Genomic DNA, 25,755 nt, shown 5'->3' on the forward strand with positions numbered 1-25,755 from the left:
CAGTATGAAAAAACCTGAATTGTTAGTAACGCCAAGAGCGGTGGCGGACATTGAACCTCTTGCAAAAGCAGGGGCAAGTGCAGTAATGATCGGTGAGCAAAAGTTTGGCTTACGTTTAGCAGGGGAGTTCACGCGTGATGATGTGAAACAAGCTGTAAGCATTGCACATGAAAATGGTATGAAAGTATACGTAGCGATGAACGCTATGTTCCATAATGACAAAGTAGAAGAATTAAAAGACTACGTTGCATTCCTGCAAGAAGTACAGGTAGATGCAATCGTCTTTGGAGATCCTGCAGTATTAATGACTGTGCGTGAAGTAGCACCAAACATGCAAATGCACTGGAATACAGAAACGACAGCAACGAACTGGTTCACATGTAACTATTGGGGCCGTAAAGGTGCAAAACGTGCTGTGCTTGCACGTGAATTGAGCTTAGATGAAATTGTTGAATTAAAAGAAAACGCTGAAGTTGAAGTAGAAGTGCAAATTCACGGTATGACATGCATGTTCCAATCAAAGCGTTCATTAGTTGGAAACTATTTTGAATATCAAGATCGTAATCTAGAGATTGAAAAGAAAAAGTATGAAGAGAATATGTTTTTACATGATCCAGAGCGTAATAACAAGTATCCGATTTATGAGGACGAAAATGGTACTCATATTATGAGTCCGAATGATATTTGTTTCATTGATGAGTTAGATGAACTCATCGATGCTGAAATCGATAGCTTGAAAATTGATGGGGTGTTAAAAAGCTCTGAATACATTATCGAAGTGACAAAGAAATATCGTAAAGCTATTGATTTATGTGTAGAAGATCGCGATGCGTATTATGACATGAAAGACGATTTATATAAAGAGATAGAAGAAATTCAACCAGTAAATCGTCCGTTAGATACAGGATTCTTCTTTAAAGAAACGGTTTACTAAACGAGGAGGGTGTAGGAAATGACTGTACAAGAAATTTCACGAGTAGTCGATGGAAAACGCGTTATTGTGAAAAAACCTGAATTGTTAATCCCTGCAGGTAATTTAGAGAAATTAAAAGTAGCTATTCATTACGGTGCAGATGCTGTATATTTAGGTGGACAAGAATTTGGTCTTCGTTCAAATGCAGGGAACTTTACGCTAGAAGAAATGGCAGAAGGCGTAGAGTTTGCAAAGAAATATGGCGCAAAAATATATGTAACAACAAATATCTTTGCACATAATGAAAATATGGATGGATTGGAAGATTATTTAAGAGGGATTGAAAAAGCTGGTGTAACAGGAATTATTGTTGCAGATCCGCTTATTATTGAGACGTGTAAACGTGTAGCTCCTTCTGTTGAAGTGCATTTAAGTACACAACAGTCTCTATCCAACTGGAAAGCAGCGCAGTATTGGAAAGAAGAAGGCTTGCATCGTCTTGTATTAGCTCGTGAAGTCGGCTATGAAGAAATGAAGGAAATTAAAGAAAACGTTGATATTGAAATTGAAGCGTTCGTCCATGGGGCAATGTGCATTGCATACTCTGGAAGATGTACATTAAGTAACCATATGACAGCACGTGACTCGAACCGTGGCGGTTGTTGTCAGTCATGTCGTTGGGATTATGACCTAGTTCAAGCAGTATCACAACATAAAGAAGCAGAAGAACTTCCTTTATTCCAAGAAGGCGATGCACACTTTGCAATGAGTCCAAAAGACTTAAACTTGATCCTTTCAATTCCGAAAATGATTGAAATTGGAATTGACAGCTTGAAGATTGAAGGACGCATGAAATCTATTCACTACGTAGCAACAGTAGCAACTGTGTACCGCAAAGTAATTGATGCATATTGCGCGGATCCTGATAACTTTGAGTTTAAACAAGAATGGTTAGATGAGCTCGATAAATGTGCAAATCGTGATACAGCGCCTGCATTCTTTGAAGGAGTTCCAGGATACCAAGAACAAATGTATGGAAATCATAGTAAGAAAACAACGTATGATTTTGCTGGTTTAGTGTTAGATTATAATGAAGAAACAGGCATTGTCACAATCGAACAACGTAACTACTTCAAACCAGGGTATGAGGTTGAGTTCTTTGGGCCAGAAATAGAAAACTTTACACAAACGGTGGAGAAAATTTGGGATGAGGATGGAAACGAATTAGATGCAGCGAGACATCCGTTGCAAATCGTGAAATTCAAAGTGGATCAACCAGTGTATGTGAATAATATGATGCGAAAAAGCATACATCAATAAGAAAGAGTGGTAGTTGAATGGGGACGAATAAGCCGGTTGTAATTGGAATTGCTGGTGGTTCAGGATCAGGTAAAACAAGTGTAACAAAAGCAATTTTTGATCAATTTCAAGGTCATTCCATTTTAATTTTGGAGCAAGATTATTATTACAAAGACCAAAGTCATCTGCCAATGGAAGAGCGTTTAAAAACAAATTACGATCATCCATTAGCGTTTGATAATGACTTATTAATTGAGCACTTACATCAGTTGCTTGCATATAAGCCGGTTGAGAAACCCGTATATGATTATACATTGCATACACGCTCAGAAGAAATTATTCCAGTAGAACCGAAAGATGTAATTATTTTAGAAGGGATTCTCATCTTAGAAGACCCGCGTCTTTGTGATTTAATGGATATTAAGGTGTTTGTTGATACGGATGCTGACCTTCGTATTTTACGTCGTATGCAGCGCGATATTAAAGAGCGCGGTCGTACAATGGACTCTGTTGTTGAGCAGTATGTAAATGTTGTACGTCCAATGCACAACCAATTTATTGAGCCTTCTAAGAAATTTGCGGATATAATTATTCCAGAAGGCGGACAAAATCATGTTGCAATTGATATTATGGTCACAAAAATTGCAACAATTCTTGAACAAAAAGTGAATTTGTAATAGCATAGTAAAAGATATACGATAGGAAGGGATTTTTTCCCTTCTTATCGAATACAATGAAACATGCCAACCTCATCTATCTATAGGTGAGGGCATATTTATATGAACTTTCCATACATATCTTCTTTATATGAGGAAGAATTGGAAAATACGGGGTTGTATGTGACAACTCCGCTAGTGCATGTGTACTAGAAACCTCCGCTATAGGATAAAGCGGAGGAGTTTTCATATTGAACTCCTCTTTTTTTCGGGGGATTGATATATAAAAGGAGTGGAAAACATGGCAATAGAAAAAACATACCCTATGACGCAAGAGGGTAAACAAAAATTAGAAAACGAGCTTGAGCAATTAAAAACAGTAAGACGTAAAGAAGTTGTAGAGCGTATTAAAATCGCACGTAGTTTCGGTGATCTTTCTGAGAACTCGGAGTACGATGCAGCGAAAGATGAGCAAGCATTCGTAGAAGGACGTATTACACAACTAGAAAATATGATTCGTAACGCAGTTATCATTGAAGATAATGGCGAAGAGTCTACAGTTGTAACATTAGGTAAAACTGTAACATTCAAAGAATTACCAGATGGAGATGAAGAAGCTTACACAATCGTTGGTAGTGCAGAAGCAGATCCATTTGAAGGAAGAATTTCTAACGATTCTCCAATCGCAAAAAGCTTACTAGGTAAGCAAATTGGTGAAAAAGTAGCAATTCAAACGCCAGGTGGAGAAATGCAAGTTGAGATCATCTCTGTAAAATAATAAAAAAAGGTTCACTCATGTAATCTGTACCCTTTGTAAAGGACATTTTTAAAAAAAGTTATGCAACATCAAGAAGATGATTTCTGTATTCAACAGGAGTCATCTTTTTTAAATTCCATTGATATCTATAATGATTGTAATACGTCATGTAGTTCTTAATTTCATTTTTTAATTGTGCAAAAGACTCACAAGGTTTTATATATGCTTCATCTTTAAAATGACCAAAAAATGATTCTTGTGGGGCGTTATCCCAACAGTTTCCTCTTCTTGACATGGATTGTCCTAATCCATATTTCTTGACCAACTTTTGATAAATAGGACTTGTATAGTGAGAGCCTTGATCAGAATGAATAAATGCTCCTTCGGCTAACTTTACCTTTCTATTCTTCTTTAGCTTTACAAGTGTATCTATGGCTAAATCTAACGTAATTCGACTAGAAACGTGGTAAGCCAAAATTTCATTGGTTGATCCATCCTTAATAGTCGATAAATACGCTTTCTTTCCTTTTCCGTAAAATAAATAAGTGATATCGGTAAGTAATACTTTTCCCGGGATGTTTTGTTTGAATTCTCGCTTTAATAAGTTTGGGACCACTCTATGTTCTTGCGTCGCTTTCATCATTTTTTTATAAGGATTCGCTTTCCGAATCTGGCAAACAATCTTGTATTTTTTCATAATTCTTCGTATACGCTTCAAATTGTAAACAATATGAAATTGCCCCTCCAATGTCATTTTTATTTGACGGGCTCCTTTTTGACGTCCTTTAAAATGAAAAGCTTTTAATATGATTCTCTTCACTTTCTCGTCTTTTTTATCCATTTGTTTTCGTTGTTCTCTAGCTTTCAAAGAGAAATAGTTATAATATCCAGAACGTGAAACGCCAGCTATCTTACATAAGTGACTCACCATATTTCTTAGGTTATATTTTACGATAACAGAACGAATCAAGATATATTTTTTACTAGGTAGTAACGTTATTTCCTTTTCATCCTCCCTTCCATAAGTTTGATCTTTTTTAACAGCTCATTTTCAGCTTTTAGTAAGTTCCGTTCAGCTTCTAAACGCGCATACTTTTCCTCTAAAGTAAGTTCTCTCTCTAAAGATCTCCCTAGGTTTTCTTTACGTGTATCACGTAATCCTAATACACCATTTTTTCTATAAGCGGCACACCATCTATCTCTTGCCGACGTAACACGCTTCATTCCGATCATATCTATATCAAAACCATATTTTTCAAAAATGTCTCGTGGTAACTTTCCTTTTCTATTTTCTTCAATAAATATGCGCTTAAAGTCGTCTGTATAAGTAATTCCTTTCTCACTCATAGATTTTACGTATGGATTCTTTGATAGCGTTTGAACCTCTTTTTCTGTAAATAGCTTTTTCGTCATTGTGAAATTTCTCCGATTCTAATTTTTCTCCTATTATACAAGAAATACCCTATAGAATAGACTTTTTTTTAAGTGTCTATTCTATAGGGTACATTTTATGCGAGTGGACCTTTTTTATTTGTTTCTCTCTTGCTTATCCCTTTGCTCTTAAAGTTTTAAATGTGGAAACTTATAAATCAGTTTTTGAAAAATATGCAAAACAACCAGTCAGTCAATAAAAAATAATTACATAATATACGCTTTTGTAATATTTCGTTCTGTATAAAAGGAATGGCACCTCGTCTAAACTGAAAAGACGAGGTGTTTTTTATGAAAATCAAACGGAGAATTATCATCACCTTATTATGCTTTACATGCATCATGTTGCTATTGCTTGGAAGATTGGTACAAATACAGCTTATATATACTGAATCATTTACAGATAAACATATAAATTTAATTGAAAAGAGTGTTACCCAGCGTACACAAGCAGTTACAGTGGATGATGGTAGGGGACGTTTTATTGATCGAAATGGAGTAGAACTTGGTGAAGAAAAGTATCCAGTGTTAATTATTTTTCCATTTCTACAAATAAAAAATGACATGTTAGAGAAAATTGCGCATATCATTAGTGTGCCGGGACAAGACATAAATCTGCAAATGAAAGACAAACGAAAACCATTTATATTTCAAAGAGGTGATAAACCGTTTCAATTAACGAAAGAACAGGTGGAAAAGATTAATCGTGCGGATATGTTAGGCATGGTTGCAACTGAAGTAAGGGTGAAACAAATACCAGAAGCAGAACATTTAATTGGTGCAGTAGGAGAAAACGAGAATGAATTTCAAAAGCGATACGGGGAAATGAAGAAGTTACCTATTCAAACACCGATTGGTATTTCAGGACTTCAACAATCATTTGATGAATTTTTAATGACTGATGGTGAAACGAAAGTGTTGTATCCCGTAGACAGACAGGGCGAACCGATTTTTGGGAAACGTGCAAAATATACATCTCCTGGAAATCCTTTTTATCCAGTTACGATTCAAACAACGATAGAAAAGTCTTTGCAACAAAAAGCAGAAGAGCTTGTGCAAATGCATGGAATAAAAAACGGTGGATTAGTACTACTTGATGTGAAGAAGAGTGAAATTTTAGCAATGGTGAGTAAACCATCTTTACAGACGAATGATAAGCGTGCGTATCAAAAAACGATGGAAAACCAAATGCTAATTCCTCATTTTCCTGGTTCTGTTTTTAAAACAGTTATAGCGGCCGCGGCAATTGATAATGATATAATTCAATCTCATCGTATGTTTAACTGTGATACAGATCCGTATGGCGAAAATACTCCGCAGGTTATGATGGGGAAATTAAGCTTCACCGAGAGCTTTGCTAGGAGTTGTAACAGGACATTTGCGGTGCTTAGTGATGAATTGATGCAAAAGGATAAACATGTAATGGAAACGTATTTAGAAGCGCTAGGAGCGGGTGAGACGGTAGGATGGAAAGGGCAAGTGTTTCATACACCTGGATTTAAACAGTTGATAGAAGAGAAAAAAGCAACTGTTTGGAATGGTGAAGAAAATAAGGTGAGTCACAAAGCAATTGCTCAAACAGCAATTGGACAAAAAGATGTAAGAATATCTCCTTTAGCTGTTGCAAATATGATGGCGACGATTGCAAGAAATGGAGAGAAGAAAGAAGTAAAAGCTGTAAAAGAAATACGGTACAAAAATGGCACAAGATTTTTTCATTTTGAAGATCATAAATTGGAGGGGCGGCAACTCTCTTATCATACAGTGAAACAAGTGCAATCACTATTAAGAAAAGCAGTAACGATGGAGAAAGGAACAGGTACTACTTTTCAGTCATTACCGCTATCTGTTGCCGGAAAATCTGGGACGGCACAAACAGGAAAAGGAAATCGTGTAAATCGTTGGTTTGCGGGTTACTTCCCGTATGAAAACCCAAGATATGCGCTAGTAGTTGTTGACTTAGAAACGAATAATGAACAAAATACTGTAACACCGATTTTTAAAGAATTTGTAGAAGAGATTGCTCACTTGGAAAGTAGAAGGTAATCTTGCAATTTATTATCAAATGTTTTCATTTCGTGAAAAAATTACTGTAGTTGTTCAACCTTTTAAGATTTAGTGTTACAATAGCAAGTAGGAAAAACTGCATGGAGGTTTGAAGAATGGCAGGAGGATCTAGATTCCAACAGAAACAACAAAAACGTCGTCAAAACGGTGTTTTAAATATTGCAATTGCTATTGTGCTATTAACAGTACTTGTTGTAGCGTACCAAGTATTCTTTACTTCTGATACAACAGAGCAAGCATCTTCTCCAGACAAGAAAGTATCTCAGCAAACAACGAAAGATAATAAAACTGAGAAAACGAAAGAGAAAGAAGAAGCTAAGAAACAGGAGCAAGCAGCAGCGAAGAAAAAAGAGGACGAAGAGAAACAAAAAGCTGAGGAAGAAGCAAAAGCAAATGAAAAGGTCCCAGCTGAAAAAACACAGCCTAAAGCAACAGATGCTTATACGAAACCTTCTTGGAAGCCAGCTGGTACAACGCAAGGTGCAACACCGGCAATGACATTTCAACAAGGATCAGCAGATTGGAATGAGATGAAACAAGCAATTTCCGCTGCAATCGAAGTTCCAGTGGAACAATTGGTTATTCACCGCATTGGGAATAACGGTAAGCAAAAAGCGTACGGTAATGTTCAAGATAAACAAACTGGTAAAAGGTACTATGTAAATATTGATTGGGTAGAAAATGAGGGTTGGAAACCAGCACTTGTTCAAACGCTAAACTAAAAAAGAGAGAGGTTCTTAGAACCTCTCTCTTTTTTAGTTTAGCGTAATTTTTTTAATTTAAAATGAACAACTGCGCTGTAATAAGGTCTTTTGCTCTCGGGATCCATAACCATTTGATGAGAAATATGATGAACTTCCAGCATAAGTGCTTTGTTATTGTCAATTTGTTCGTTAATTTTCTTTTCTAAGGAAACTAAGTTTGGTGCTTCAAAAAATTCTACTTTATCTTCCAGCATTTCAAACGTAAATGACACAAAAAACGCTCCTCTCCATATAATCATGTTAAGTGTAACAAAGAAAAGAAGGAAATACCATTTCCGTTTCAATTGACATTTTCGTAAAGAAAGCATATCATACTGATAAAACCGATAAGAAAAAGGGGAATTTTATATGGGTATAGAATTTAACGGTTTATTTGATGAGTGGGCTCATACGTACGATTCATTCGTACAAGGCGAAGATATACAATATAAAGAAGTTTTCGCTCGTTATGAGGAGATTTTAGAGGATGTAGTAAATAAATCATTTGGAAATGTATTAGAATTTGGTGTTGGTACTGGCAATTTAACAAATAAATTATTACTTGCCGGCCATACTGTTTACGGCATAGAGCCGTCACGTGAAATGCGTACAATCGCAAAGCAAAAGCTACCAGAAGGATTTTCAATTACAGAGGGAGATTTTCTTTCTTTTGATGTTCCCGATTCTATTGATACAATTGTAAGCACTTATGCGTTTCATCATCTAACAGATGAAGAAAAAGATGTAGCAATTGCGAAGTATAGTCAATTGCTTCATAAAGGTGGTAAAATAGTGTTTGCTGATACGATATTTGCAGATCAAGAAGCGTATGATAAAACTGTTGAAACTGCAAAACAAAGAGGTTTTCATCAGTTAGCAAACGATTTGCAAACAGAATACTATACACGTATTCCGATCATGCAATCTATTTTTGAAAACAATGGCTTCCATGTAACATTTACGAGATTAAATCATTTCGTTTGGGTAATGGAGGCAACTAAGCAATAGAAAGAGGGATTAGATTGAGAATTGCTGTAATTGGAGCAATGGAAGAAGAAGTACGTATTTTACGTGACAAATTAGAACAAGCAGAAACAGAAACCGTTGCAGGTTGTGAATTTACGAAAGGGACATTAGCAGGACATGAAGTAATCTTGTTAAAGTCTGGTATTGGTAAAGTAAATGCAGCTATGTCGACGACAATTTTATTAGAGAGATACCAACCTGAAAAAGTAATTAATACAGGCTCAGCTGGTGGATTCCATCAATCTTTAAATGTTGGGGATGTTGTCATCTCAACAGAAGTTCGCCATCATGACGTGGATGTAACTGCATTTGATTACGAATATGGTCAAGTGCCAGGGATGCCACCAGGATTTAAAGCGGATGAAGCACTAATAGCATTAGCTGAGAAATGTATGAAATCCGAAGAGAACATTCAAGTTGTGAAAGGAATGATTGCAACAGGGGATTCATTTATGAGTGATCCAAACCGAGTTGCAGCAATCCGTGATAAATTTGAAAATCTTTACGCAGTAGAAATGGAAGCAGCAGCGGTTGCACAAGTATGTCATCAATACAAAGTACCATTTGTAATTATTCGTGCACTTTCTGATATTGCTGGTAAAGAATCAAACGTTTCATTTGATCAATTTTTAGATCAAGCAGCTCTTCATTCTACAAACTTTATTATAAAAGTGTTAGAAGAGTTAAAGTAATGTAACAAAAAGGCAACTGTCTCATATAAAGAAGATACATACAGTTGCCTTTTCTTTATTGGCAAATAAGGAGGAGAACACGATGAAGGTGTATCGTGGAGTTCATGAATTAATCGGTCATACACCGATTGTAGAAATTACTCGTTTTTCACTTTCAGAGGGCGTTCGTTTATTTGCAAAGCTTGAATTTTATAATCCAGGTGGAAGCGTGAAAGATCGCTTAGGAAGAGAATTGATTGAAGATGCACTAGTAAAAGGACTTGTAAAGCCAGGGGGAACAATTATTGAACCGACGGCAGGGAATACTGGCATTGGACTGGCACTTGCAGCACTAGAGCATGATTTACATGTAATTGTTTGTGTTCCAGAAAAATTCAGTATTGAAAAGCAAGAGCTGATGAAAGCACTTGGTGCAACAGTTGTGCATACGCCAACTGAACAAGGGATGACTGGTGCGATTGTAAAGGCGAAAGAATTAGTAAAAGAAACGCCCAATTCATACTCTCCAAGCCAATTTGCAAATGACGCAAATCCACGTGCCTATTTCAAAACATTAGGACCAGAGCTGTGGGAAGCGCTAGATGGAGAGATTAACATATTCGTAGCAGGTGCAGGTACTGGTGGTACATTTATGGGAACTGCCTCCTATTTAAAAGAACAAAATCGTGAAATTAAAACGGTGATTGTAGAACCAGAAGGATCTATTTTAAATGGTGGTGAAGCAGGTCCACATGAAACAGAAGGAATCGGTCTTGAATTTATTCCGCCATTTTTAAAATCATCATATTTCGATGAAATTCATACCATTTCTGATCGAAATGCATTCAGACGTGTGAAAGAATTAGCGCAGAAAGAAGGCCTTCTTGTTGGTAGTTCTTCAGGAGCAGCATTTCATGCAAGTTTATTAGAAGCTGAAAGGGCAAAACCAGGTACAAATATTGTAACGATTTTTCCAGATAGCAGTGAGCGTTATTTAAGTAAAGATATATACAAAGGGTGGGAATAAAAATGAGAGCAAAAACAAAGTTAATTCATGGTATTCGCATAGGAGAACCTTCAACTGGATCTGTAAACGTACCGATTTATCAAACAAGTACGTACAAACAAGAAGCAGTTGGTAAACATCAAGGATACGAATATTCACGTACAGGTAATCCAACGCGTGCAGCATTAGAAGAAATGATTGCCGTATTAGAAAACGGTCACGCAGGGTTTGCATTCGGATCAGGGATGGCTGCGATTACAGCAACGATTATGTTATTCTCCAAAGGAGATCATGTCATTTTAACAGATGACGTATATGGCGGAACATATCGTGTGATTACAAAAGTATTGAATCGATTCGGTATTGAACATACATTTGTAGATACAACAAATTTAAATGAAGTAGCAGAAGCAGTTCATCCGAATACGAAAGCAATCTATGTAGAAACACCAACAAACCCATTATTAAAAATTACAGATATTAAGCAAATTTCCGCGTTTGCAAAAGAAAAAGGTTTACTAACAATTATTGATAACACATTCATGACGCCATACTGGCAGTCACCAATTTCTTTAGGAGCAGATATTGTACTTCACAGTGCAACGAAATATTTAGGTGGACATAGCGATGTTGTTGCCGGATTAGTTGTTGTAAATAGCCCACAATTAGCAGAAGACCTTCATTTCGTTCAAAACTCAACAGGTGGTATTCTCGGACCACAAGATAGCTTCTTGTTACTTCGTGGTTTAAAAACATTAGGAATTCGTATGGAAGAACATGAAATAAATTCACGCGCGATTGCTGAGTTTTTAAATAATCATCCAAAAGTTAATAAAGTATACTATCCAGGCCTTGAATCACATCCGAATCATGCATTAGCAACTGAACAAGCGAATGGATACGGTGCAATTATTTCATTCGATGTAGACAGTGAAGAAACGCTAAATAAAGTACTTGAGAAACTGCAGTATTTTACGCTTGCTGAAAGTTTAGGAGCAGTAGAAAGCTTAATTTCTATTCCAGCTCAAATGACACATGCATCTATTCCAGCAGATCGTCGTAAAGAGCTAGGAATTACAGATACATTAATTCGTATTTCTGTCGGTATTGAAGATGGCGAAGATTTAATTGAAGATTTAGCACAAGCGTTAGCATAATGAAAAAGCACTGCTAAGAGGGCGGTGCTTTTTTAAATTCTTATTGTGAATGTTTTCACAAATTAGACACACACAAATGAAAATATTTCGTGTATATTGAAATCATGAAATAATACTTCACACATAAATATGTGAAACATTTCACAAAAGATAGGATTCATGTAGGAAAAGTAACTCTATTTTTTTACGCTAATAGGGACGTATTAAGACCCTTAGGGGCTATTTAAGTCCATATAGCAGAATAGGAGGAAATTACATGGTAGTCAAAGAGAAAGTTGTAAATGAAACGCAAGAAGTGGTAGAAATGATTGAGACGTTAGTAAAGAATGGTAAAAAAGCTTTACAAGCATTAGAAGGTTTTACACAGGAACAAATTGATAAAATTGTACATGAAATGGCACTTGCGGGCGTGGATCAACATATGCCGCTTGCAAAAATGGCTGTTGAAGAAACGGGACGCGGTGTGTATGAGGATAAATGTATTAAAAATATTTTTGCAACTGAATATATTTGGAATAGCATAAAAAATGACAAAACAGTGGGGATTATTCGTGAGGATCCACATGAGGAAGTAATAGAAATTGCAGAGCCGGTCGGTGTGGTTGCTGGGGTAACGCCAGTAACAAATCCAACGTCAACAACGATGTTTAAAGCAATCATTGCGATAAAAACGAGAAACCCAATTATTTTTGCATTCCACCCTTCAGCGCAGCAATGTTCTATCGCAGCTGCAAAAACAGTGCGCGATGCTGCAGTGAAAGCTGGTGCACCAGAGAACTGTATTCAATGGATTGAAAAGCCTTCTGTTGAGGCAACAAAACAATTAATGAATCATGAAGGTGTAGCGCTTGTTTTAGCAACTGGAGGAGCAGGAATGGTGAAATCAGCATATTCTACTGGTAAACCAGCCCTAGGGGTAGGACCAGGTAACGTTCCATGCTACATGGAAAAATCAGCGAACGTGAAACGTGCTGTAAATGATGTGATTTTATCGAAAACGTTTGATAATGGTATGATTTGTGCTTCTGAGCAAGCAATCATTGTAGATAAAGAAATCTATGACGCTGTGAAAAAAGAAATGATAGCAAACAATTGTTACTTTGTAACAGAAGAAGAACGAAAAAAATTAGAGAAGCTTGTTATTAATGAGAATACATGTGCAGTAAATAGTGATATCGTTGGGAAATCCGCACATTATATTGCAGCCTTAGCTGGGATTACAGTACCTGAAGACACAAAGATACTTGTAGCTGAAATTAAAGGAGTCGGCGCAGCCCACCCGTTATCTCGTGAAAAATTAAGTCCAGTATTAGCTTGTATAAAAGCAAATTCATTAGAAGAAGGATTGCAGCATTGTGAAAACATGTTAGAACTTGGCGGTTTAGGACATTCCGCAGTTATTCACTCTACAAATACAGAAGTACAAAAACAGTTTGGTTTACGTATGAAAGCATGTCGTCTTATCGTAAATGCTCCGTCAGCACAGGGCGGAATTGGTGATGTATATAATGCTTTCATTCCGTCTCTTACACTCGGATGTGGATCATACGGAAAGAACTCTGTATCTCAAAACGTAACGGCAACACATTTAATGAACGTAAAGAGACTTGCAAATAGAAAAAAGAATATGCAGTGGTTCAAGTTACCACCAAAAATTTATTTTGAAAAACACGCTACGCAATATTTAGCAAGTATGCCGAACATTTCACGCGCATTCATTGTAACAGATCCTGGAATGGTACAGTATGGATATATTGATGTAGTAACGCATTATTTAGCTCAACATAGAAATGATGTGAAAGTAGAAATATTCTCTGAAGTAGAACCAGATCCGTCAGATGAAACTGTATTTAAAGGTGCAGAAATGATGAGAAGCTTCAAACCGGACGTTATTATTGCTCTTGGCGGCGGATCAGCGATGGATGCAGCAAAAGGAATGTGGCTATTTTATGAGCACCCAGAAACAGAATTCTTTGGTATAAAACAAAAGTTTTTAGATATTAGAAAACGTACATGTAAATATCCAAAACTAGGAAATAAGGCGCAGTTTGTTGCAATTCCGACAACATCTGGAACAGGGTCAGAAGTGACACCATTTGCGGTTATTACAGATAAAAAGAACAATATCAAATATCCGCTCGCTGATTATGAATTAACACCAGATGTTGCCATTGTGGATCCGCAGTTTGTTATGACAGTACCACCGCATATCACTGCTGACACAGGAATGGACGTTTTAACACATGCAATTGAAGCGTACGTATCAATTATGGCAAATGATTATACAGATGGATTAGCCTTAAAAGCAATGGACCTTGTCTTTAAATATTTACCACGTGCATATAAAGATGGCAATGATGAAGAGGCTCGTGAAAAAATGCATAATGCATCAGCAATGGCTGGTATGGCATTTGCAAATGCATTTCTTGGAATTAACCATAGCTTAGCGCATAAACTTGGACCGGAATTCCATATTCCGCATGGCCGTGCAAATGCTATTTTAATGCCACATGTTATTCGCTATAATGCAATCAAACCAAGAAAACATGCACTATTCCCAAAATACGAGTACTTTGTTGCAGATGAGCGCTATGCACATATTGCAAGAATGCTTGGACTTCCAGCGCGTACAGTGGAAGAAGGCGTAGAATCATTAGTACAAGCTATTATTGCCCTTGGAAAAGAATTAAATATTAATATGAGCATCGCTGGCCAAGGTGTTGAAAAAGAAGCATTTGAAGCAGTTGTTGGCACGTTAGCGGAAAGAGCTTTTGAAGATCAGTGCACAACAGCAAATCCGAAATTACCGCTTATTTCAGAGCTGAAAGAAGTGTATACGCAAGCTTATAAAGGTGTATAGAAAATTTGAAAGAGCCGTTTAGCAGCGGCTCTTTTTCTGTTGGAAAACTTCTCCCTCATTGGCTGTATTTACTTGCCTCAGAAATGATTAGAATATGATAGAGTGAGAGGGAGGAGTGGTAGAAGTATGAAAGAATTACAACAGAAAATAGCAGATTATATTCGCTTCGGTCAAGTTCTTCTTGCGCTAGCCACATTTTTAATGATTGGTTTATTAATCCCAAATGGAGGAGGAGAAACTATACAATCCTTTGCGATGATGGGTGTTATTGTTTTATTTTTAGGGATGTCATTTTTCTTCTTCAAACGTGTTAAAGTATTGCGTGACAGGTTAGAGGAGAACCAGTATGAATAAGATTGATAGATGAAACGTTACGAAAAGATAGTATCTTTTTGTAGCGTTTTTTATTATAAGTAAAATTTTGTAGAAAATTTATGTGTTTTATACTGACAATAATAATCTTTATCAATTAAAATGAAATAGAACTAAGTTCTAATCCAATGTCATTTGTGAACGGGAAGTTCTTGTCTGTTGTTAGAACAAGATAAATATCTAGTATATAAGTGAAAAACCTCCCCCCTCAATTGTAGTTTTCGTTGTACTAGTTATAATATGGATGCAGTAGACAAGTCTTTGTCTACTGTCTTTTTTATTAAAAACATCTTATAAAATTCCGGTTCGTGCGGATTGATTAAAGTTACATCCTTATCTAAGGAAACAGCTTTTACTCTAATAAATCCCTTGAATTTTGAATTTTCCCCTTATTTCATATTACCTCGTTTATAATAGATGTAAAAGTTACCATACATTGTACATTCTGAAATGTATTCAGGCAAAGGGGGGAGGATGATATGTTCCATACGGATCGTTTGCAATTTCGCAAATATACAATGGCTGATTTAGAGTTTTATGCTTCTTTATGGGGAAATGAGAAAGTGATGCGTTACATTGGGAACGGAACTCCGAAAACATATATGCAGTGTAAAAAAAGTCTTGAAAGCTGGGTTCTTCCTAGTTATAAAAACGGTTTAGGATTATTTCTAATGATTGAAAAGGAAACAGATACACCAATTGGTCACGCAGGACTCGTTAGGCAACAAGTAGATGGAAGAGAAGAAATTGAAATTGGGTACTGGTTACTTCCAGAGTATTGGGGAAAGGGATATGCAAAGGAAGCAGCAACAGCTTTTCGAGATTATGGTTTTCAAGTGTTAAGTTTGAATAAGCTCATTTCTCTTATTAATCCAGATCATCCTGCTTCTATCTTTGTTGCTCGAAAAACAGGAATGAGTTATGAGAAGACAGCATCATTTCATGGAATAGATGTTCTTGTATATGCAATTAAAAGAACAGGATAAATCCTGCACTTTTAAAGAATGAGACCACTAAATACCATTAATATGTTTAAAATTATATGCCATATAATAGCTGGAATGATGCTATTTGACTTCACAACTATTCCTCCATAAAATATACCAGCTATAATAAAAGCGGTGGAAACACTCCAAGAAAAACCTAAGGAGTAATGCTGCAAACCAAAACCAATGCTTGTAAGCAAAATAGCCCATTTTTCATCAAACTGATTTGTAAACTGATGTAGTAAGATTCCCCGCCAAATACATTCTTCTAATACGCCATTGATAATAGAAAATAATACGGGAACATGATATGTTGTATATAAGATATTTCTTTTTGTAGTAGAAGTAGTAATGTAAGGATCCATAAACAAAAGAATGCTATATTAGTAGTTTGTACAGTAATGACAAGAAGTGTAAAAGAAAATAATAATAATTTCCCCATCTTTTTCTCCTTTTAAAAAGGTAATATTCAACTTTTAAAGAATAGTATATAACAATAAAAGGGGGAGTGGGATTGTATATTTATCATAACGGACTCATTATTCGAGAAGGAACGACAGGTGTACCAGCTTATGCGATTAAAAGTTTATTTGAGGATGCAGGCTGGAGTAACAATAGCATTCCATCTTGGCAAATTGAAAAATTTACGATAGCATTTGAAAATTCTACGTGGGCTTTTACGATTTGGGATGAGGAAGAAATGATTGCGATGGTTCGTGTTATTTCTGATCAGATAATGGCTGCCAATATTATGGATTTAGTTGTGAAGTATGAATATAGAGGAAAAGGATTAGGAAAGAAGCTCGTTTCCCTTTGTATGCAGAAACTCCCTCATGGAGATTGGTTTGCTCATACTTATGCGAATAATTTTGATTTTTATCGTAGTTGTGGTTTTGAGGTACGGGATTTATCTCAAAATGGGACGTGTGCTTATTATGGTTATAATGAAGCGAAAAAACAGGGACATAGATAGCCCCATTAGATAATAGAAAGAATGTAGAAAAAGATTGCTAGGCGATAGCAATCTTTTTTCGTTTATACAGATACAATATTTTACTGTACAAAAAAGAAATAGTGGACTGCGAATGAGAGAGTAAACAAGGGGAGTAGGAATATCATTTTCTTTTTTAAATCTTTAAAGAAGGAGTTATTATTGGGAGCAAGCCAAACTTCTAATGTGGAATAGAAGAGTAATGAAACTGCCAATAATATGCTACTAACTAATTCAAATGTCATTATTAAGGCCTCCAATTTCATCAAAGATAATTAAATAATAACATGCAAATGTTAATTATTAACAGTTTGTAACAGCACCTTTAGTGATTAAAATGAAGGAATATTCATTTTGTGGTAAAATAATAAAGAAAATTCGGAATTTTAAAAAGGGGGATGAAATTGAATATTAAAGTAGGAGATACGTTTCGGTATGAAAGAACATTTACAGAAGAAGAGGTTTTGGAATTTGCTCATCTTACAGGTGATAAAGGGAGACATCATATGGAACATGATGAGCAGGGACGTTTAATGGTGCATGGTTTATTAACTGCAAGTATTGGAACGAAAATTGGTGGAGAGGTACATTACATAGCACGGGAATTAGTAAGTGAATTCATCAGGCCTGTTTTTACTGGAGATACAATTACTTGTGATGTAAATCTTACAAGTGTGGAACAAATGGAAGGGTACAAAAAGGTATCGATAGAGTCGATTTATCGTAATCAAAAAGGGAAAGAAGTATTAGTAGGATCAAGCTATGGAATTATACGAGAATAATGCAAAAAGCCTGTTTTTCATTTTTGAAAACAGGCTTTTTGTATTGCATTTTAATATACACGTTTTCGATTTTCAGCATGGCTCGAGATGAGTAATAATGCGGAGTCTTCGCCAATATTACGCACAATATGTGGCACACATGCACTCCAGGAGAAAGAATCTCCTTCTTCCACAATCGCGATATCTTCTCCGTGCTGTACTTCTAATTTACCGCGCAAAACAAGATGGCATTCTTCACCTTCATGAGCATTTGGTATATTTTCTTTTGGGAATCCAGCTGGGATTTCTACTAAAGATAAACGAAGGCCTCCTTGCTCAGCGACATGCTCAATCCTTTGTTCATCTTTTCCATACACACTGTATTTTCGTTCTTCCTTTTTTACAATTTTCATGTGATCTTTTTGCTCAAGCAATAAATAAGGGAGAGGAACGTTCAAAAATTTGGAAATTGTTTCTAAAGTTGAGATAGATGGAGAAGTTTTATTATTCTCGACCTGGCTCATAAAACCTTTAGAAAGTCCTGTTCCTTCACAAATTTGGGCGATAGTGACGCCTCTGCGCTGACGAATTTCACGTATTGCAGAACCGATATTCATAATAATCAAGCTCCTTTTTTGTAGACAACTATTTGTATCATAGCAAAAAAAAACATTTTTTTCTCAAGAAAAATAAATTGACGAATAAAAAAAATTATTGTATGTTTTGTAATGTAAACAAAAGTTTTATATTATAAAACATAAAAGGAGATAACAAAATGAATCAACATATTGGTAATTTAATTATTCGTATCGTATTAGGAGTAACGTTTTTTATGCATGGTTTGGCAAAGTTCCAATCAGGCATTGATAATATTGCAGGATGGTTTACAAGTATCGGTTTACCAGGTGCTCTTGCATACGGCGTAGCGACAGTAGAATTAGTTGGTGGTCTGTTATTGATTATCGGTTTAGGTGTACGTTATATTGGATTATTATTTGCACTTATTTTAGTTGGAGCAATTGTAAAAGTAAAATGGTCTGCTGGTTTATTAGGAGATGGAAAGAATCCAGGATACGAATTAGACCTTGCATTGTTAGCAATGGGTCTTTACTTATTCGTTGTTAAAGCTGAAGGTTTTGTAGATAACTTCTTAAAAGCGACTGTATTCAAAAAAGACTAATCGAAATGGGGGCATAACAATATGGACTTTCGACTTCATCCCAGTACAACACTCGGTACAGTTCATTTATATGTATCGAACTTACAACAGTCTCTAGCATTTTATACAGATGTGTTACGATTGAAAGTGGTAAGAGAAGAGGAGCATATCGTTACACTTGGTAATGAAAGTAATGAACCGCTTCTTATAGTAGAAGAGAAAGAAAATACTCTTCCAAAACAAAGAAATCGCACTGGTTTATATCACTTTGCAATCTTACTACCAAGTAGACAAGATTTAGCAAATATTCTTCTTCATCTTGTGCAGAAAGTGCATCCGTTACATGGCGGGGCAGATCATTACTTTAGCGAAGCAATTTATTTAGCTGACCCAGATGGAAATGGAATCGAAATTTATCATGATCGTCAAAGAGAAGTATGGCGTGATGAAAAGGGAGAGCTTCCGTTTGTTAGCAACCCATTAGATGGAGAAGGATTATTACAACAAGGAAATGAGTGGAATGGATTTCCAAGCGGAACAGTAATGGGACATATCCATTTACATGTTGCTGATTTAGAAGAAGCAAAACGTTTTTATGTAGATGGGCTTGGATTTGAAGTGACGATTCCAGTCCGAAACGGTGCATTATTTGTTTCAGCAGGTGGCTATCATCACCATGTTGGTTTAAATACATGGCAAGGTGAAGGTGTGCCGCCGCAGATGCTAAATTCCGTTGGCTTGAAATATTTCACAATTGTACTAGTAGATGAAAAAGAAAAAGAGCAAGTGTGTGAAAGCTTAAAATATATTGGCGCGATTGCTACGTATAAAGATGGAATAATGCAAGTAGAAGATCCGTTTGGTCACTGTATTCAATTGATTGTAAAAGGAGAAGCCTAAATAAAGGCTTCTCCTTTTTTACTTTCTTATAATTGCTTTTTCATTTTGTAAAAAGAGTTCATTAAACTGTCTTGCTAGCTCGAAATCAAGTTTTGTTAAACCTTTTGCATTCCAGGATGACAAAGTAATAATGACTGCTTTATACTGGATAAGGATAAATGGATGGTGATTGTGTTCTTCTGATAGTTTGGCGGCTTCAGAGACAAATTCGACACCTTTTAAGTAGTCGGAAAACATATATTTTCTTTCAATCCATTTTTCATCTTTCACTATCCATTTATCTAGCTTTGCTAATTCCTCTTGTACTTCTTCATCTGTTAGTCGTTGCATTGTTGTTCACATCCTTTATTGGGAGTAGGGCAAGACCATTGCTAATCAAACGCTTTACAGATTCATTTTCTGTAAAAGTGGAAAGTTGTTGTAATAGAGCATCAGATGCTTCGTTTCCTTTGTTATGCTCTAAAAGTAATTCTAAAATTTCAAGGCGAAGTAACCATTCTTTCGTATAGAACTTATTTAGTACCTCTTGAATTGCTACTAATTGTTCCACATATGAATCTTGTAACACACCTTCATTTCGAATATCACGAACGGTTTGATACATACGATCCAGCTCAGTTAATGTAAGTGGTTCTGGTGTTTCTTCTACTTCTTCATTCACTCCGAAGAATGCGGCTGCATCGGCTGCGCCTGGGAATACAGAAGTGATTTTTGAACCAACTGCCATGTCAAAAGCTCCCCATGAAGCATCAAATAATAGACGATCTTTGTAAACCACTGTGCAATCTGTAAATGAAATAAGAGTGATTTTTTCATCGTTTTTCACAATATCGGTTACTGTTCCTTTTACATGAACACCGCTTGCAAAGGATAGTTCCGTACGATTACCGATGATAATGCCTAATGCTTGTAACTCCTCATCTGTGCAATCTTCGAGTGAAACATTGCCTTCTAATAAACCAACTGGTGTACCAAAGCCATCTTGATGTACAGCTGTAGAATGACTCGGTAGTTGTTTATTGTTTAGTGCTAATGCAGTCGGTGTATTTGTTTTCATGTAAATCACTCTACCCGCATCATTTTGAATCTTTTCTGCAAATGTACCTGTAATTTGTAACCCGCTACTTAATTGAGCAGTTGCATTGTTTTCAGAACGAATTGCTTTTTCTAATCCTTCTGCGCCACCTGTTTTAAAAGCCATTGTTTCAGAGAAGTTCTCAAGTGCCTCTGTTAATTCTTCAAATGACTTGCATACAAATAGCTGTGGCTGCATTTTCGTAACATCATATGTCGTTTGTATGCAAGCTTCAATTGAGAATGGAACTTTTTCTACAGCGTTTGTTAAGCAATGTTTACTTTCGCCAACAGAAGAAAGTAAGCCAGCACCGTAAATTTTCGGGTTATTTATATCTCCAATTAAGCCATACTCGACTGTCCACCAGAAAAGACGAGAAATTTGTTCTGCTTCTGATAAGCCAGAAACAAGCTTTTGCTTTTCGGCAACTTCTTTTTCCGCTGCTACAACTTCTTCTGGTGTAGAAGTTGGGCTTTCTTTCACAATTGTTAAAGTACGCACAGCTTCAAAAGCATCGTGTTCTTCTTTAGTTGAAAATGCTTTTGCTCCAATTTGGCCAAATTGTTTTACATATTTTGCATATGTAGAATCAAGTAAAATCGGTGCATGTCCAGCTGCTTCATGAACGATATCAGGAGCTGGAGTATATTCAATGTTTTCCACTTTACGAATATCTGTCGCGATTGGTAATAAACCATGTCCTTGGAAATCAAAGAACGCTACGCCGGGAATAAGGCCGTCAATCGTTACTGCACCCCAACCACTTGGTGCTAAGCATTCATTCATTTCTTCAACCTTTGGAATTGCATCTATATTAATACCAGATGATTGTAGTCCGTTAACATAGGCTGGATGAGCAACATCTTTTAAAAAGTTATGGTTTTGTCTCATAATGTAACGCCACACAGCGTGATTAACCGGTGTGTACTGATCGTAATGCTGCGTGGATACAAATGGTTTTAAATGTGATGGAATTTCTGTTTTCTTTGTCATTAATACATCCTCCTTTTTATCTGTAAAAACTGCTGTGATTACTTTGGGGTATATCACCCCCTTTTATTTTTTGTAAGCGCTTATAAAATTTTATCATAATATTCGGAATTATTTAACATTTGTTTTTGTGAGAAATAGAAAAAGCCCCTATCGGAAAATCCGATAGGGGCGAAGAAATCGCGGTACCACCCTATTTGTAAGTGAAAATTCACCTACTTCTCAGTTACTGATAACGGAAAAATCCGTCTTTTCCTTCATGCAAAAATAGCACTACGAAAAAGAAACTCCAGAATTGTAATTCGCACTTGTATATGTACTGATTCGCACCAAACATCAGCTCTCTGAAACAGGGATATAAGTTACTACTGCGATTCTTTCAACGCGTAATATATGAAATTGTTTAAAAGGGGAAGACGCAAAAAAGCCCCTATCGGAAAATCCGATAGGGACGATAGAAATCGCGGTACCACCCTACTTGTAAACAAAAAATTGTTTACCACTTACTTTAAGATAACGGAAAGATCCGTCTTTCTCTTCATGCATAATCGCACTACGGGAAAGAAGCTCCAGAATTGTAATTCACGCTTGTATATGTACTGATTTGCACCAACCATCAGTTCTCTGAGTCAGGGATATAAGTCGCTACTAAGTTTCCTTCAAAGCCGATATATAATTCGTTCAACTAAACTATGTTTTGTATTATAAAACTGCATTTGAAGAGTTGTCAACAATAATTTTATTTAAATATAGTAGATAAGGGGAACGATAAGTGGGAATTATCTATAGGAGGATAGGAAAAGATGTGGAAAAAAATAACTGTTTTGATTGTCTGTATTTGCTGCTTATATGAAGCTGTGCCTACTGTTCAAGCTGAAACAAAAAATATACAAGTAGCTTTTATTCGTAACCATAATCTCTGGATAAAAATCGATGGGAACGAAAAACAAATAACAAAAGGAGAGTACATAACAAAGCCAAAATGGTCACATGATGGAAAATGGATCGCATACGCAAAGGGAGAGGAACAAAATCAGCTTGAATTGTACCGTGTTGCGGATGGAAAAAAAGTTGTTCCGTCTCAGACAGAAGCAACGAATTATCAATGGTCACCGGCAGAGAATATAATTGCATTTGAATTTACAAGCACGTTAAATACATTTGATGCAGAGAAGAAGAATGCAACGTTTGAAAATGTATCATCGGGTGTAGGAGACTATGCATGGTATCCAGACGGAAAGAAATTTCTTGTTTCGACTGAGGCTCAGTTGCTTCCAACAGGTTGGACAGGAGCGCAGTTATATGAAGTACAAAAGGATGCAGGAATGAATCCAAATAAAATGAAACACCTATATACATTACCGAGTATGCAGGAAGATTTCTTAGCTTATATTGCAAGTGATTTCAAGTGGTCTCCAAATCAAAAGTGGATTGCTTTTTTAGCTGTACCAACTGCTTCGTGGTCAGCTGATAGTAATACACTTTGTCTTTTGAAAGCGGACGGAAGTTATTTTGAAAAAGTAGATCAAATGTTATTAAACAGCCAATGGATACAATGGGCTCCATCGAAAAATATATTAGCTTATATTGAAGGAAGTGGAAGATTTGCGTTAGAGAATAAACATTTAAAAGTAAAGGAATTACCCGCTCTCCAGCAAGAAAAATTCACTCCAAAAGGATATGTTGATTGGGATTTTACATGGCAGGATAATGAACTTATTACTCTTTCAAGAGCGAAGGAAATGGAATGGTCAAACGAAGAAGAAAAAAGATCATTGCCTTCTTTATACCAAGTAAATATTCAATCAAATCGACAACGTCAAATTACAACTCCTTCAAAAAAATATGGAGATTACAATCCACTTTATATAAAAAGTGGAAATCAGCTGACATGGATGCGCTCTGACCGTAAAAAGGCAGATATGTTGTTGGCGAATGGAGATGGATCGAAAGCGAAGAAATGGATTGAAAATATTGATGTCCCCCAGTGGTATTATGAAAAATGGAATTGGGAGGAAGTTATTTCTGTAAAAGAAGGTTAAAAAAGGCTGCCTAGAATATTTTTTAGGCAGCTTTTTTATAGTTATTTGTGCGTTTTATTCGGCTTCTTTTTCCCAGGATTTCCATTCCCTTGGCGTTTTCTATTTTGCTCGTCTTTCGCTTGTTTTTCGTGTATTGTGTCTAAAAAATCATTTGAGTTACTCATTGATATATCCTCCTCAGAATTTCGTTTTATCTCTGTTACTATAACCATTTGAGAGGAGAATCATGAATTGGTATTCGGATTAAAAAATGTATAACTCTGTATAGATTTTTCAGCTTTCAAACATTTGTGAATCCCTCCCTAAATATATAAGAATTATAAAGTGAAAGCGTAAACAGTGTGTTATGGGACGAGGGGATAAATACGATTTCCGAGAAGGAATTTGGGGCTAGAGCAGATGAATTTATCAACTGGTGTTATACATTAAAGACAGAAAGAATCTGTATTGTGTCACATGATGGAACGATTACCGCATATAGACAGTATTTACAAAAGCAGGAGTTAACTAGAGAGGACTTTTTAGAAGAGACAGGTATATATAAAATGAACTTATGAATGAAGGTTTTCATTTGAATATTGGGTTAGTAGTTGGTGACAATTCAGATTTAGAAGCACAATCGCTTCGAGCGACTCTTGAGTATTTTGGAGCAAAAGTCGTGACATATTGGATTGATTGGCCACGTGATTTGATGGATGTTCTTTCAGGAAAAAGTTTGTATGAAGATATAGATTATATTGTTTTTTGTTTTCATGGTGAAGAAGGTGGATTTGTAATGGGAGAATTAGGAGAAGCTGTGTATGAAGAAGATGAGCCGAGAGAGAATTCTGGTGTAGATGAAATTAAACAATATGCAAAATTGCATAATATATATTATTAATAGCTCGTGTACTTTAGGAAATCCAAAACTTGTGAAAGCATTTTTAAATAGTGGTGTACAAACCTATATAGGTTCAACAGATTATGTGGATGGAACTGCAGCATTTATGTTTACAATCCGCTTATTTTACGGGATTATCAACCATCAAAAAACAATAGATGGTGCATTTCAAGTTGCAAAATCATTAGATAACGAGACTCTTACATTTGAATTATATAAAGAATAAAACGTATTCATCCGAATATAGGATAAGTACGTTTCACATTTATCACATAATTTTTTTACAAAAAATAATGAAAATCATTATCAATTATGGTATGATATTTTCAAGTTTTTTGCAAGGAAATAAAAGCAACTATATAAATGTTAGTTTTTAACATTCTATGTAATTGTCACAATTTATTCATAATTAACATTTGAAAAGTAAGTAACTAATGTTAAGATATTACCTGTAACTAACTTAATTACATCTTTAGGAGGAAGATATGGTTATTCAATTTTTAAGAGAAAACAAAGCAGTTTCTTTTGTGTTAGCGATTATCCGTGTTTATCTGGGGTACACATGGTTGATGGCTGGAATCGGAAAGTTACAAGGAAAGGGATTTGATGCGACAGGTTATTTGCAGGGGGCTATTGAAAAGTCAAAAGGAGCACAACCAGCTGTTCAATCTTGGTGGGCATCATTCTTACAAGACTTTGCAATTCCGAATGTTGATCTATTTAACACGCTTGTAACATGGGGAGAAATTCTAGTTGGAATAGGTTTAATTGTAGGTTGTTTAACGAAAACAGCTGTCTTTTTTGGTCTTGTAATGAACTTTTCCTATATGTTTAGTGGGTCTCTAGGTGTGAATCCACAAATGGTTATTTTATCTATGTTTGTTTTAGTTGCTGGCATGAATGCTGGAAAACTTGGAATTGATGGTTGGATTGTACCTAAATTACTAGGTTCAAAAACGCAAAAAAGACAGAGGCAAGCTGCTTAATATATGAAACGGGTATCTCAAAAGTGA

General features: G+C 35.9%; 26 protein-coding genes, 2 pseudogenes and 2 other annotated features. Of the genes and pseudogenes, 21 read left to right on the plus strand and 7 right to left on the minus strand.

Going from position 1 to position 25,755, the window contains the following annotated elements; translation table 11 throughout:
• Positions 1-4: 4 nt before the first annotated feature.
• The 4 genes from MHH45_RS21885 to greA all read left to right on the plus strand — a co-directional run bounded on the left by MHH45_RS21885 (position 5) and on the right by greA (position 3,646).
• Complete coding sequence (locus tag MHH45_RS21885) at positions 5-934, plus strand: peptidase U32 family protein (RefSeq protein ID WP_088094348.1); 930 nt, start codon at positions 5-7, stop codon at positions 932-934.
• A gap of 18 nt (positions 935-952) precedes the next feature.
• Positions 953-2,233 (plus strand): peptidase U32 family protein, encoded by a 1,281-nt coding sequence (locus tag MHH45_RS21890; RefSeq protein WP_016116425.1) that lies wholly within the window; start codon positions 953-955, stop codon positions 2,231-2,233.
• A gap of 17 nt (positions 2,234-2,250) precedes the next feature.
• Entirely contained in the window at positions 2,251-2,889 is a 639-nt protein-coding gene (gene udk / locus MHH45_RS21895; protein ID WP_003200515.1) for a uridine kinase, read from the plus strand.
• Positions 2,890-3,169: 280 nt separating this feature from the next.
• Entirely contained in the window at positions 3,170-3,646 is a 477-nt protein-coding gene (gene greA, locus MHH45_RS21900; protein ID WP_016116423.1) for a transcription elongation factor GreA, read from the plus strand.
• Between the two features lie 58 nt (positions 3,647-3,704).
• Here the strand turns inward: greA and MHH45_RS21905 are convergent.
• Positions 3,705-5,038, minus strand: a protein-coding gene (locus tag MHH45_RS21905) for an IS3 family transposase (protein ID WP_340862339.1) whose coding sequence is annotated in 2 segments (ribosomal slippage) — positions 3,705-4,651 and positions 4,651-5,038 — 1,335 coding nt in all. Because the reading frame shifts where the segments join, the coding sequence is not laid out codon by codon here.
• A gap of 309 nt (positions 5,039-5,347) precedes the next feature.
• Here MHH45_RS21905 and MHH45_RS21910 point away from each other — a divergent pair.
• Complete coding sequence (locus MHH45_RS21910; protein WP_088093675.1) at positions 5,348-7,102, plus strand: peptidoglycan D,D-transpeptidase FtsI family protein; 1,755 nt, start codon at positions 5,348-5,350, stop codon at positions 7,100-7,102.
• A 116-nt stretch (positions 7,103-7,218) separates the two neighbouring features.
• On the plus strand, positions 7,219-7,845 hold the full coding sequence (locus MHH45_RS21915) for a YrrS family protein (protein ID WP_016116421.1): 627 nt from the start codon (positions 7,219-7,221) through the stop codon (positions 7,843-7,845).
• A 38-nt stretch (positions 7,846-7,883) separates the two neighbouring features.
• Here MHH45_RS21915 and MHH45_RS21920 read toward each other — a convergent pair whose 3' ends face one another.
• Positions 7,884-8,099, minus strand: coding sequence for a YrzA family protein (locus MHH45_RS21920; protein WP_000010988.1), 216 nt, complete (start codon positions 8,097-8,099; stop codon positions 7,884-7,886).
• Positions 8,100-8,235: 136 nt separating this feature from the next.
• On the opposite strand from MHH45_RS21920, the gene MHH45_RS21925 reads away from it, so the two are divergent.
• The 7 genes from MHH45_RS21925 (at position 8,236) to MHH45_RS21955 (ending at position 15,944) form a co-directional block, all read left to right on the plus strand.
• Positions 8,236-8,874 carry a class I SAM-dependent methyltransferase gene (locus MHH45_RS21925; protein WP_016116420.1) on the plus strand — a complete coding sequence of 213 codons (639 nt, stop codon included), beginning with the start codon at positions 8,236-8,238 and terminating at the stop codon, positions 8,872-8,874.
• A gap of 14 nt (positions 8,875-8,888) precedes the next feature.
• Entirely contained in the window at positions 8,889-9,584 is a 696-nt protein-coding gene (gene mtnN / locus MHH45_RS21930) for a 5'-methylthioadenosine/S-adenosylhomocysteine nucleosidase (protein WP_016116419.1), read from the plus strand.
• An 82-nt stretch (positions 9,585-9,666) separates the two neighbouring features.
• Positions 9,667-10,590, plus strand: coding sequence for an O-acetylserine dependent cystathionine beta-synthase (locus MHH45_RS21935; protein ID WP_016116418.1), 924 nt, complete (start codon positions 9,667-9,669; stop codon positions 10,588-10,590).
• 2 nt (positions 10,591-10,592) lie between these two features.
• Positions 10,593-11,726, plus strand: a complete 1,134-nt coding sequence (locus MHH45_RS21940; RefSeq protein ID WP_016116417.1) for a bifunctional cystathionine gamma-lyase/homocysteine desulfhydrase — start codon at positions 10,593-10,595, stop codon at positions 11,724-11,726.
• 256 nt (positions 11,727-11,982) lie between these two features.
• A complete protein-coding gene (adhE, locus tag MHH45_RS21945; protein WP_016116416.1) occupies positions 11,983-14,586 on the plus strand; it encodes a bifunctional acetaldehyde-CoA/alcohol dehydrogenase in 2,604 nt (867 codons plus the stop codon).
• Positions 14,587-14,712: 126 nt separating this feature from the next.
• Entirely contained in the window at positions 14,713-14,940 is a 228-nt protein-coding gene (locus MHH45_RS21950) for a YrhC family protein (RefSeq protein WP_016116415.1), read from the plus strand.
• A gap of 497 nt (positions 14,941-15,437) precedes the next feature.
• Positions 15,438-15,944, plus strand: coding sequence for a GNAT family N-acetyltransferase (locus MHH45_RS21955; RefSeq protein ID WP_016116414.1), 507 nt, complete (start codon positions 15,438-15,440; stop codon positions 15,942-15,944).
• A gap of 11 nt (positions 15,945-15,955) precedes the next feature.
• Here the strand turns inward: MHH45_RS21955 and MHH45_RS21960 are convergent, their stop codons facing one another.
• Positions 15,956-16,309, minus strand: a complete 354-nt coding sequence (locus tag MHH45_RS21960) for a CPBP family intramembrane glutamic endopeptidase (protein ID WP_052331349.1) — start codon at positions 16,307-16,309, stop codon at positions 15,956-15,958.
• Positions 16,310-16,458: 149 nt separating this feature from the next.
• Between MHH45_RS21960 and MHH45_RS21965 the strand changes: the two genes are divergently transcribed.
• Positions 16,459-16,917: a GNAT family N-acetyltransferase gene (locus tag MHH45_RS21965; protein WP_016116412.1), complete on the plus strand. Its 459-nt coding sequence runs from the start codon at positions 16,459-16,461 to the stop codon at positions 16,915-16,917.
• A gap of 422 nt (positions 16,918-17,339) precedes the next feature.
• Positions 17,340-17,717: a MaoC/PaaZ C-terminal domain-containing protein gene (locus tag MHH45_RS21970; protein ID WP_016116410.1), complete on the plus strand. Its 378-nt coding sequence runs from the start codon at positions 17,340-17,342 to the stop codon at positions 17,715-17,717.
• Positions 17,718-17,767: 50 nt separating this feature from the next.
• Here MHH45_RS21970 and MHH45_RS21975 read toward each other — a convergent pair whose 3' ends face one another.
• Positions 17,768-18,313 carry a helix-turn-helix domain-containing protein gene (locus MHH45_RS21975; RefSeq protein WP_003200551.1) on the minus strand — a complete coding sequence of 182 codons (546 nt, stop codon included), beginning with the start codon at positions 18,311-18,313 and terminating at the stop codon, positions 17,768-17,770.
• Between the two features lie 158 nt (positions 18,314-18,471).
• Here MHH45_RS21975 and MHH45_RS21980 point away from each other — a divergent pair, with 158 nt between their 5' ends.
• Entirely contained in the window at positions 18,472-18,876 is a 405-nt protein-coding gene (locus MHH45_RS21980; protein ID WP_003200553.1) for a DoxX family protein, read from the plus strand.
• A 21-nt stretch (positions 18,877-18,897) separates the two neighbouring features.
• Positions 18,898-19,755 (plus strand): VOC family protein, encoded by an 858-nt coding sequence (locus MHH45_RS21985; RefSeq protein ID WP_088093674.1) that lies wholly within the window; start codon positions 18,898-18,900, stop codon positions 19,753-19,755.
• A gap of 18 nt (positions 19,756-19,773) precedes the next feature.
• Here MHH45_RS21985 and MHH45_RS21990 read toward each other — a convergent pair whose 3' ends face one another.
• Positions 19,774-20,085, minus strand: a complete 312-nt coding sequence (locus tag MHH45_RS21990) for a 4a-hydroxytetrahydrobiopterin dehydratase (protein ID WP_016116408.1) — start codon at positions 20,083-20,085, stop codon at positions 19,774-19,776.
• Positions 20,066-21,823 (minus strand): aromatic amino acid hydroxylase, encoded by a 1,758-nt coding sequence (locus tag MHH45_RS21995; RefSeq protein WP_016116407.1) that lies wholly within the window; start codon positions 21,821-21,823, stop codon positions 20,066-20,068. Before MHH45_RS21995 ends, MHH45_RS21990 begins: the two co-directional genes overlap by 20 nt.
• Positions 21,824-21,984: 161 nt before the next feature.
• Positions 21,985-22,212: a binding site (T-box leader), on the minus strand.
• 52 nt (positions 22,213-22,264) lie between these two features.
• Positions 22,265-22,492 (minus strand) — a binding site (T-box leader).
• Between the two features lie 131 nt (positions 22,493-22,623).
• Here MHH45_RS21995 and MHH45_RS22000 point away from each other — a divergent pair.
• Positions 22,624-23,862, plus strand: coding sequence for a TolB family protein (locus MHH45_RS22000; protein WP_088093673.1), 1,239 nt, complete (start codon positions 22,624-22,626; stop codon positions 23,860-23,862).
• A gap of 41 nt (positions 23,863-23,903) precedes the next feature.
• Here MHH45_RS22000 and MHH45_RS22005 read toward each other — a convergent pair whose 3' ends face one another.
• Positions 23,904-24,026, minus strand: coding sequence for a DUF4023 domain-containing protein (locus MHH45_RS22005; protein WP_003200562.1), 123 nt, complete (start codon positions 24,024-24,026; stop codon positions 23,904-23,906).
• Between the two features lie 162 nt (positions 24,027-24,188).
• Here MHH45_RS22005 and MHH45_RS22010 point away from each other — a divergent pair.
• The 3 genes and pseudogenes from MHH45_RS22010 to MHH45_RS22020 form a co-directional block, all read left to right on the plus strand.
• A pseudogene (locus MHH45_RS22010) lies at positions 24,189-24,419 on the plus strand (histidine phosphatase family protein); the annotation flags it as partial.
• Positions 24,416-24,968, plus strand: a pseudogene (locus MHH45_RS22015) (delta-aminolevulinic acid dehydratase). The pseudogenes MHH45_RS22010 and MHH45_RS22015, both read left to right, overlap by 4 nt.
• Before the next feature lie 259 nt (positions 24,969-25,227).
• Positions 25,228-25,728 carry a DoxX family protein gene (locus tag MHH45_RS22020; RefSeq protein ID WP_016116403.1) on the plus strand — a complete coding sequence of 167 codons (501 nt, stop codon included), beginning with the start codon at positions 25,228-25,230 and terminating at the stop codon, positions 25,726-25,728.
• Positions 25,729-25,755 lie beyond the last annotated feature (27 nt).

Origin of the sequence: Bacillus sp. FSL K6-0042, assembly GCF_038006685.1 — a bacterium.
Classification (GTDB): Bacteria; Bacillota; Bacilli; order Bacillales; family Bacillaceae_G; genus Bacillus_A; species Bacillus_A pseudomycoides.

Excerpts from the sequence above, each read along its gene's own strand:
- MHH45_RS21935 (WP_016116418.1), top strand. The coding sequence starts at position 9,667 with ATGAAGGTGTATCGTGGAGTTCATGAATTAATCGGTCATACACCGATT.
- MHH45_RS21925 (WP_016116420.1), top strand. The coding sequence starts at position 8,236 with ATGGGTATAGAATTTAACGGTTTATTTGATGAGTGGGCTCATACGTAC.
- MHH45_RS21955 (WP_016116414.1), top strand. The coding sequence starts at position 15,438 with ATGTTCCATACGGATCGTTTGCAATTTCGCAAATATACAATGGCTGAT.
- MHH45_RS21975 (WP_003200551.1), bottom strand. The coding sequence starts at position 18,313 with ATGAATATCGGTTCTGCAATACGTGAAATTCGTCAGCGCAGAGGCGTC.
- MHH45_RS21940 (WP_016116417.1), top strand. The coding sequence starts at position 10,593 with ATGAGAGCAAAAACAAAGTTAATTCATGGTATTCGCATAGGAGAACCT.
- MHH45_RS21980 (WP_003200553.1), top strand. The coding sequence starts at position 18,472 with ATGAATCAACATATTGGTAATTTAATTATTCGTATCGTATTAGGAGTA.
- MHH45_RS21950 (WP_016116415.1), top strand. The coding sequence starts at position 14,713 with ATGAAAGAATTACAACAGAAAATAGCAGATTATATTCGCTTCGGTCAA.
- MHH45_RS22000 (WP_088093673.1), top strand. The coding sequence starts at position 22,624 with ATGTGGAAAAAAATAACTGTTTTGATTGTCTGTATTTGCTGCTTATAT.
- MHH45_RS21960 (WP_052331349.1), bottom strand. The coding sequence starts at position 16,309 with ATGGATCCTTACATTACTACTTCTACTACAAAAAGAAATATCTTATAT.
- MHH45_RS21885 (WP_088094348.1), top strand. The coding sequence starts at position 5 with ATGAAAAAACCTGAATTGTTAGTAACGCCAAGAGCGGTGGCGGACATT.
- greA (WP_016116423.1), top strand. The coding sequence starts at position 3,170 with ATGGCAATAGAAAAAACATACCCTATGACGCAAGAGGGTAAACAAAAA.
- MHH45_RS22020 (WP_016116403.1), top strand. The coding sequence starts at position 25,228 with ATGGTTATTCAATTTTTAAGAGAAAACAAAGCAGTTTCTTTTGTGTTA.
- MHH45_RS21985 (WP_088093674.1), top strand. The coding sequence starts at position 18,898 with ATGGACTTTCGACTTCATCCCAGTACAACACTCGGTACAGTTCATTTA.
- MHH45_RS21915 (WP_016116421.1), top strand. The coding sequence starts at position 7,219 with ATGGCAGGAGGATCTAGATTCCAACAGAAACAACAAAAACGTCGTCAA.
- udk (WP_003200515.1), top strand. The coding sequence starts at position 2,251 with ATGGGGACGAATAAGCCGGTTGTAATTGGAATTGCTGGTGGTTCAGGA.
- MHH45_RS22005 (WP_003200562.1), bottom strand. The coding sequence starts at position 24,026 with ATGAGTAACTCAAATGATTTTTTAGACACAATACACGAAAAACAAGCG.
- MHH45_RS21990 (WP_016116408.1), bottom strand. The coding sequence starts at position 20,085 with ATGCAACGACTAACAGATGAAGAAGTACAAGAGGAATTAGCAAAGCTA.
- adhE (WP_016116416.1), top strand. The coding sequence starts at position 11,983 with ATGGTAGTCAAAGAGAAAGTTGTAAATGAAACGCAAGAAGTGGTAGAA.
- MHH45_RS21890 (WP_016116425.1), top strand. The coding sequence starts at position 953 with ATGACTGTACAAGAAATTTCACGAGTAGTCGATGGAAAACGCGTTATT.
- MHH45_RS21995 (WP_016116407.1), bottom strand. The coding sequence starts at position 21,823 with ATGACAAAGAAAACAGAAATTCCATCACATTTAAAACCATTTGTATCC.
- MHH45_RS21910 (WP_088093675.1), top strand. The coding sequence starts at position 5,348 with ATGAAAATCAAACGGAGAATTATCATCACCTTATTATGCTTTACATGC.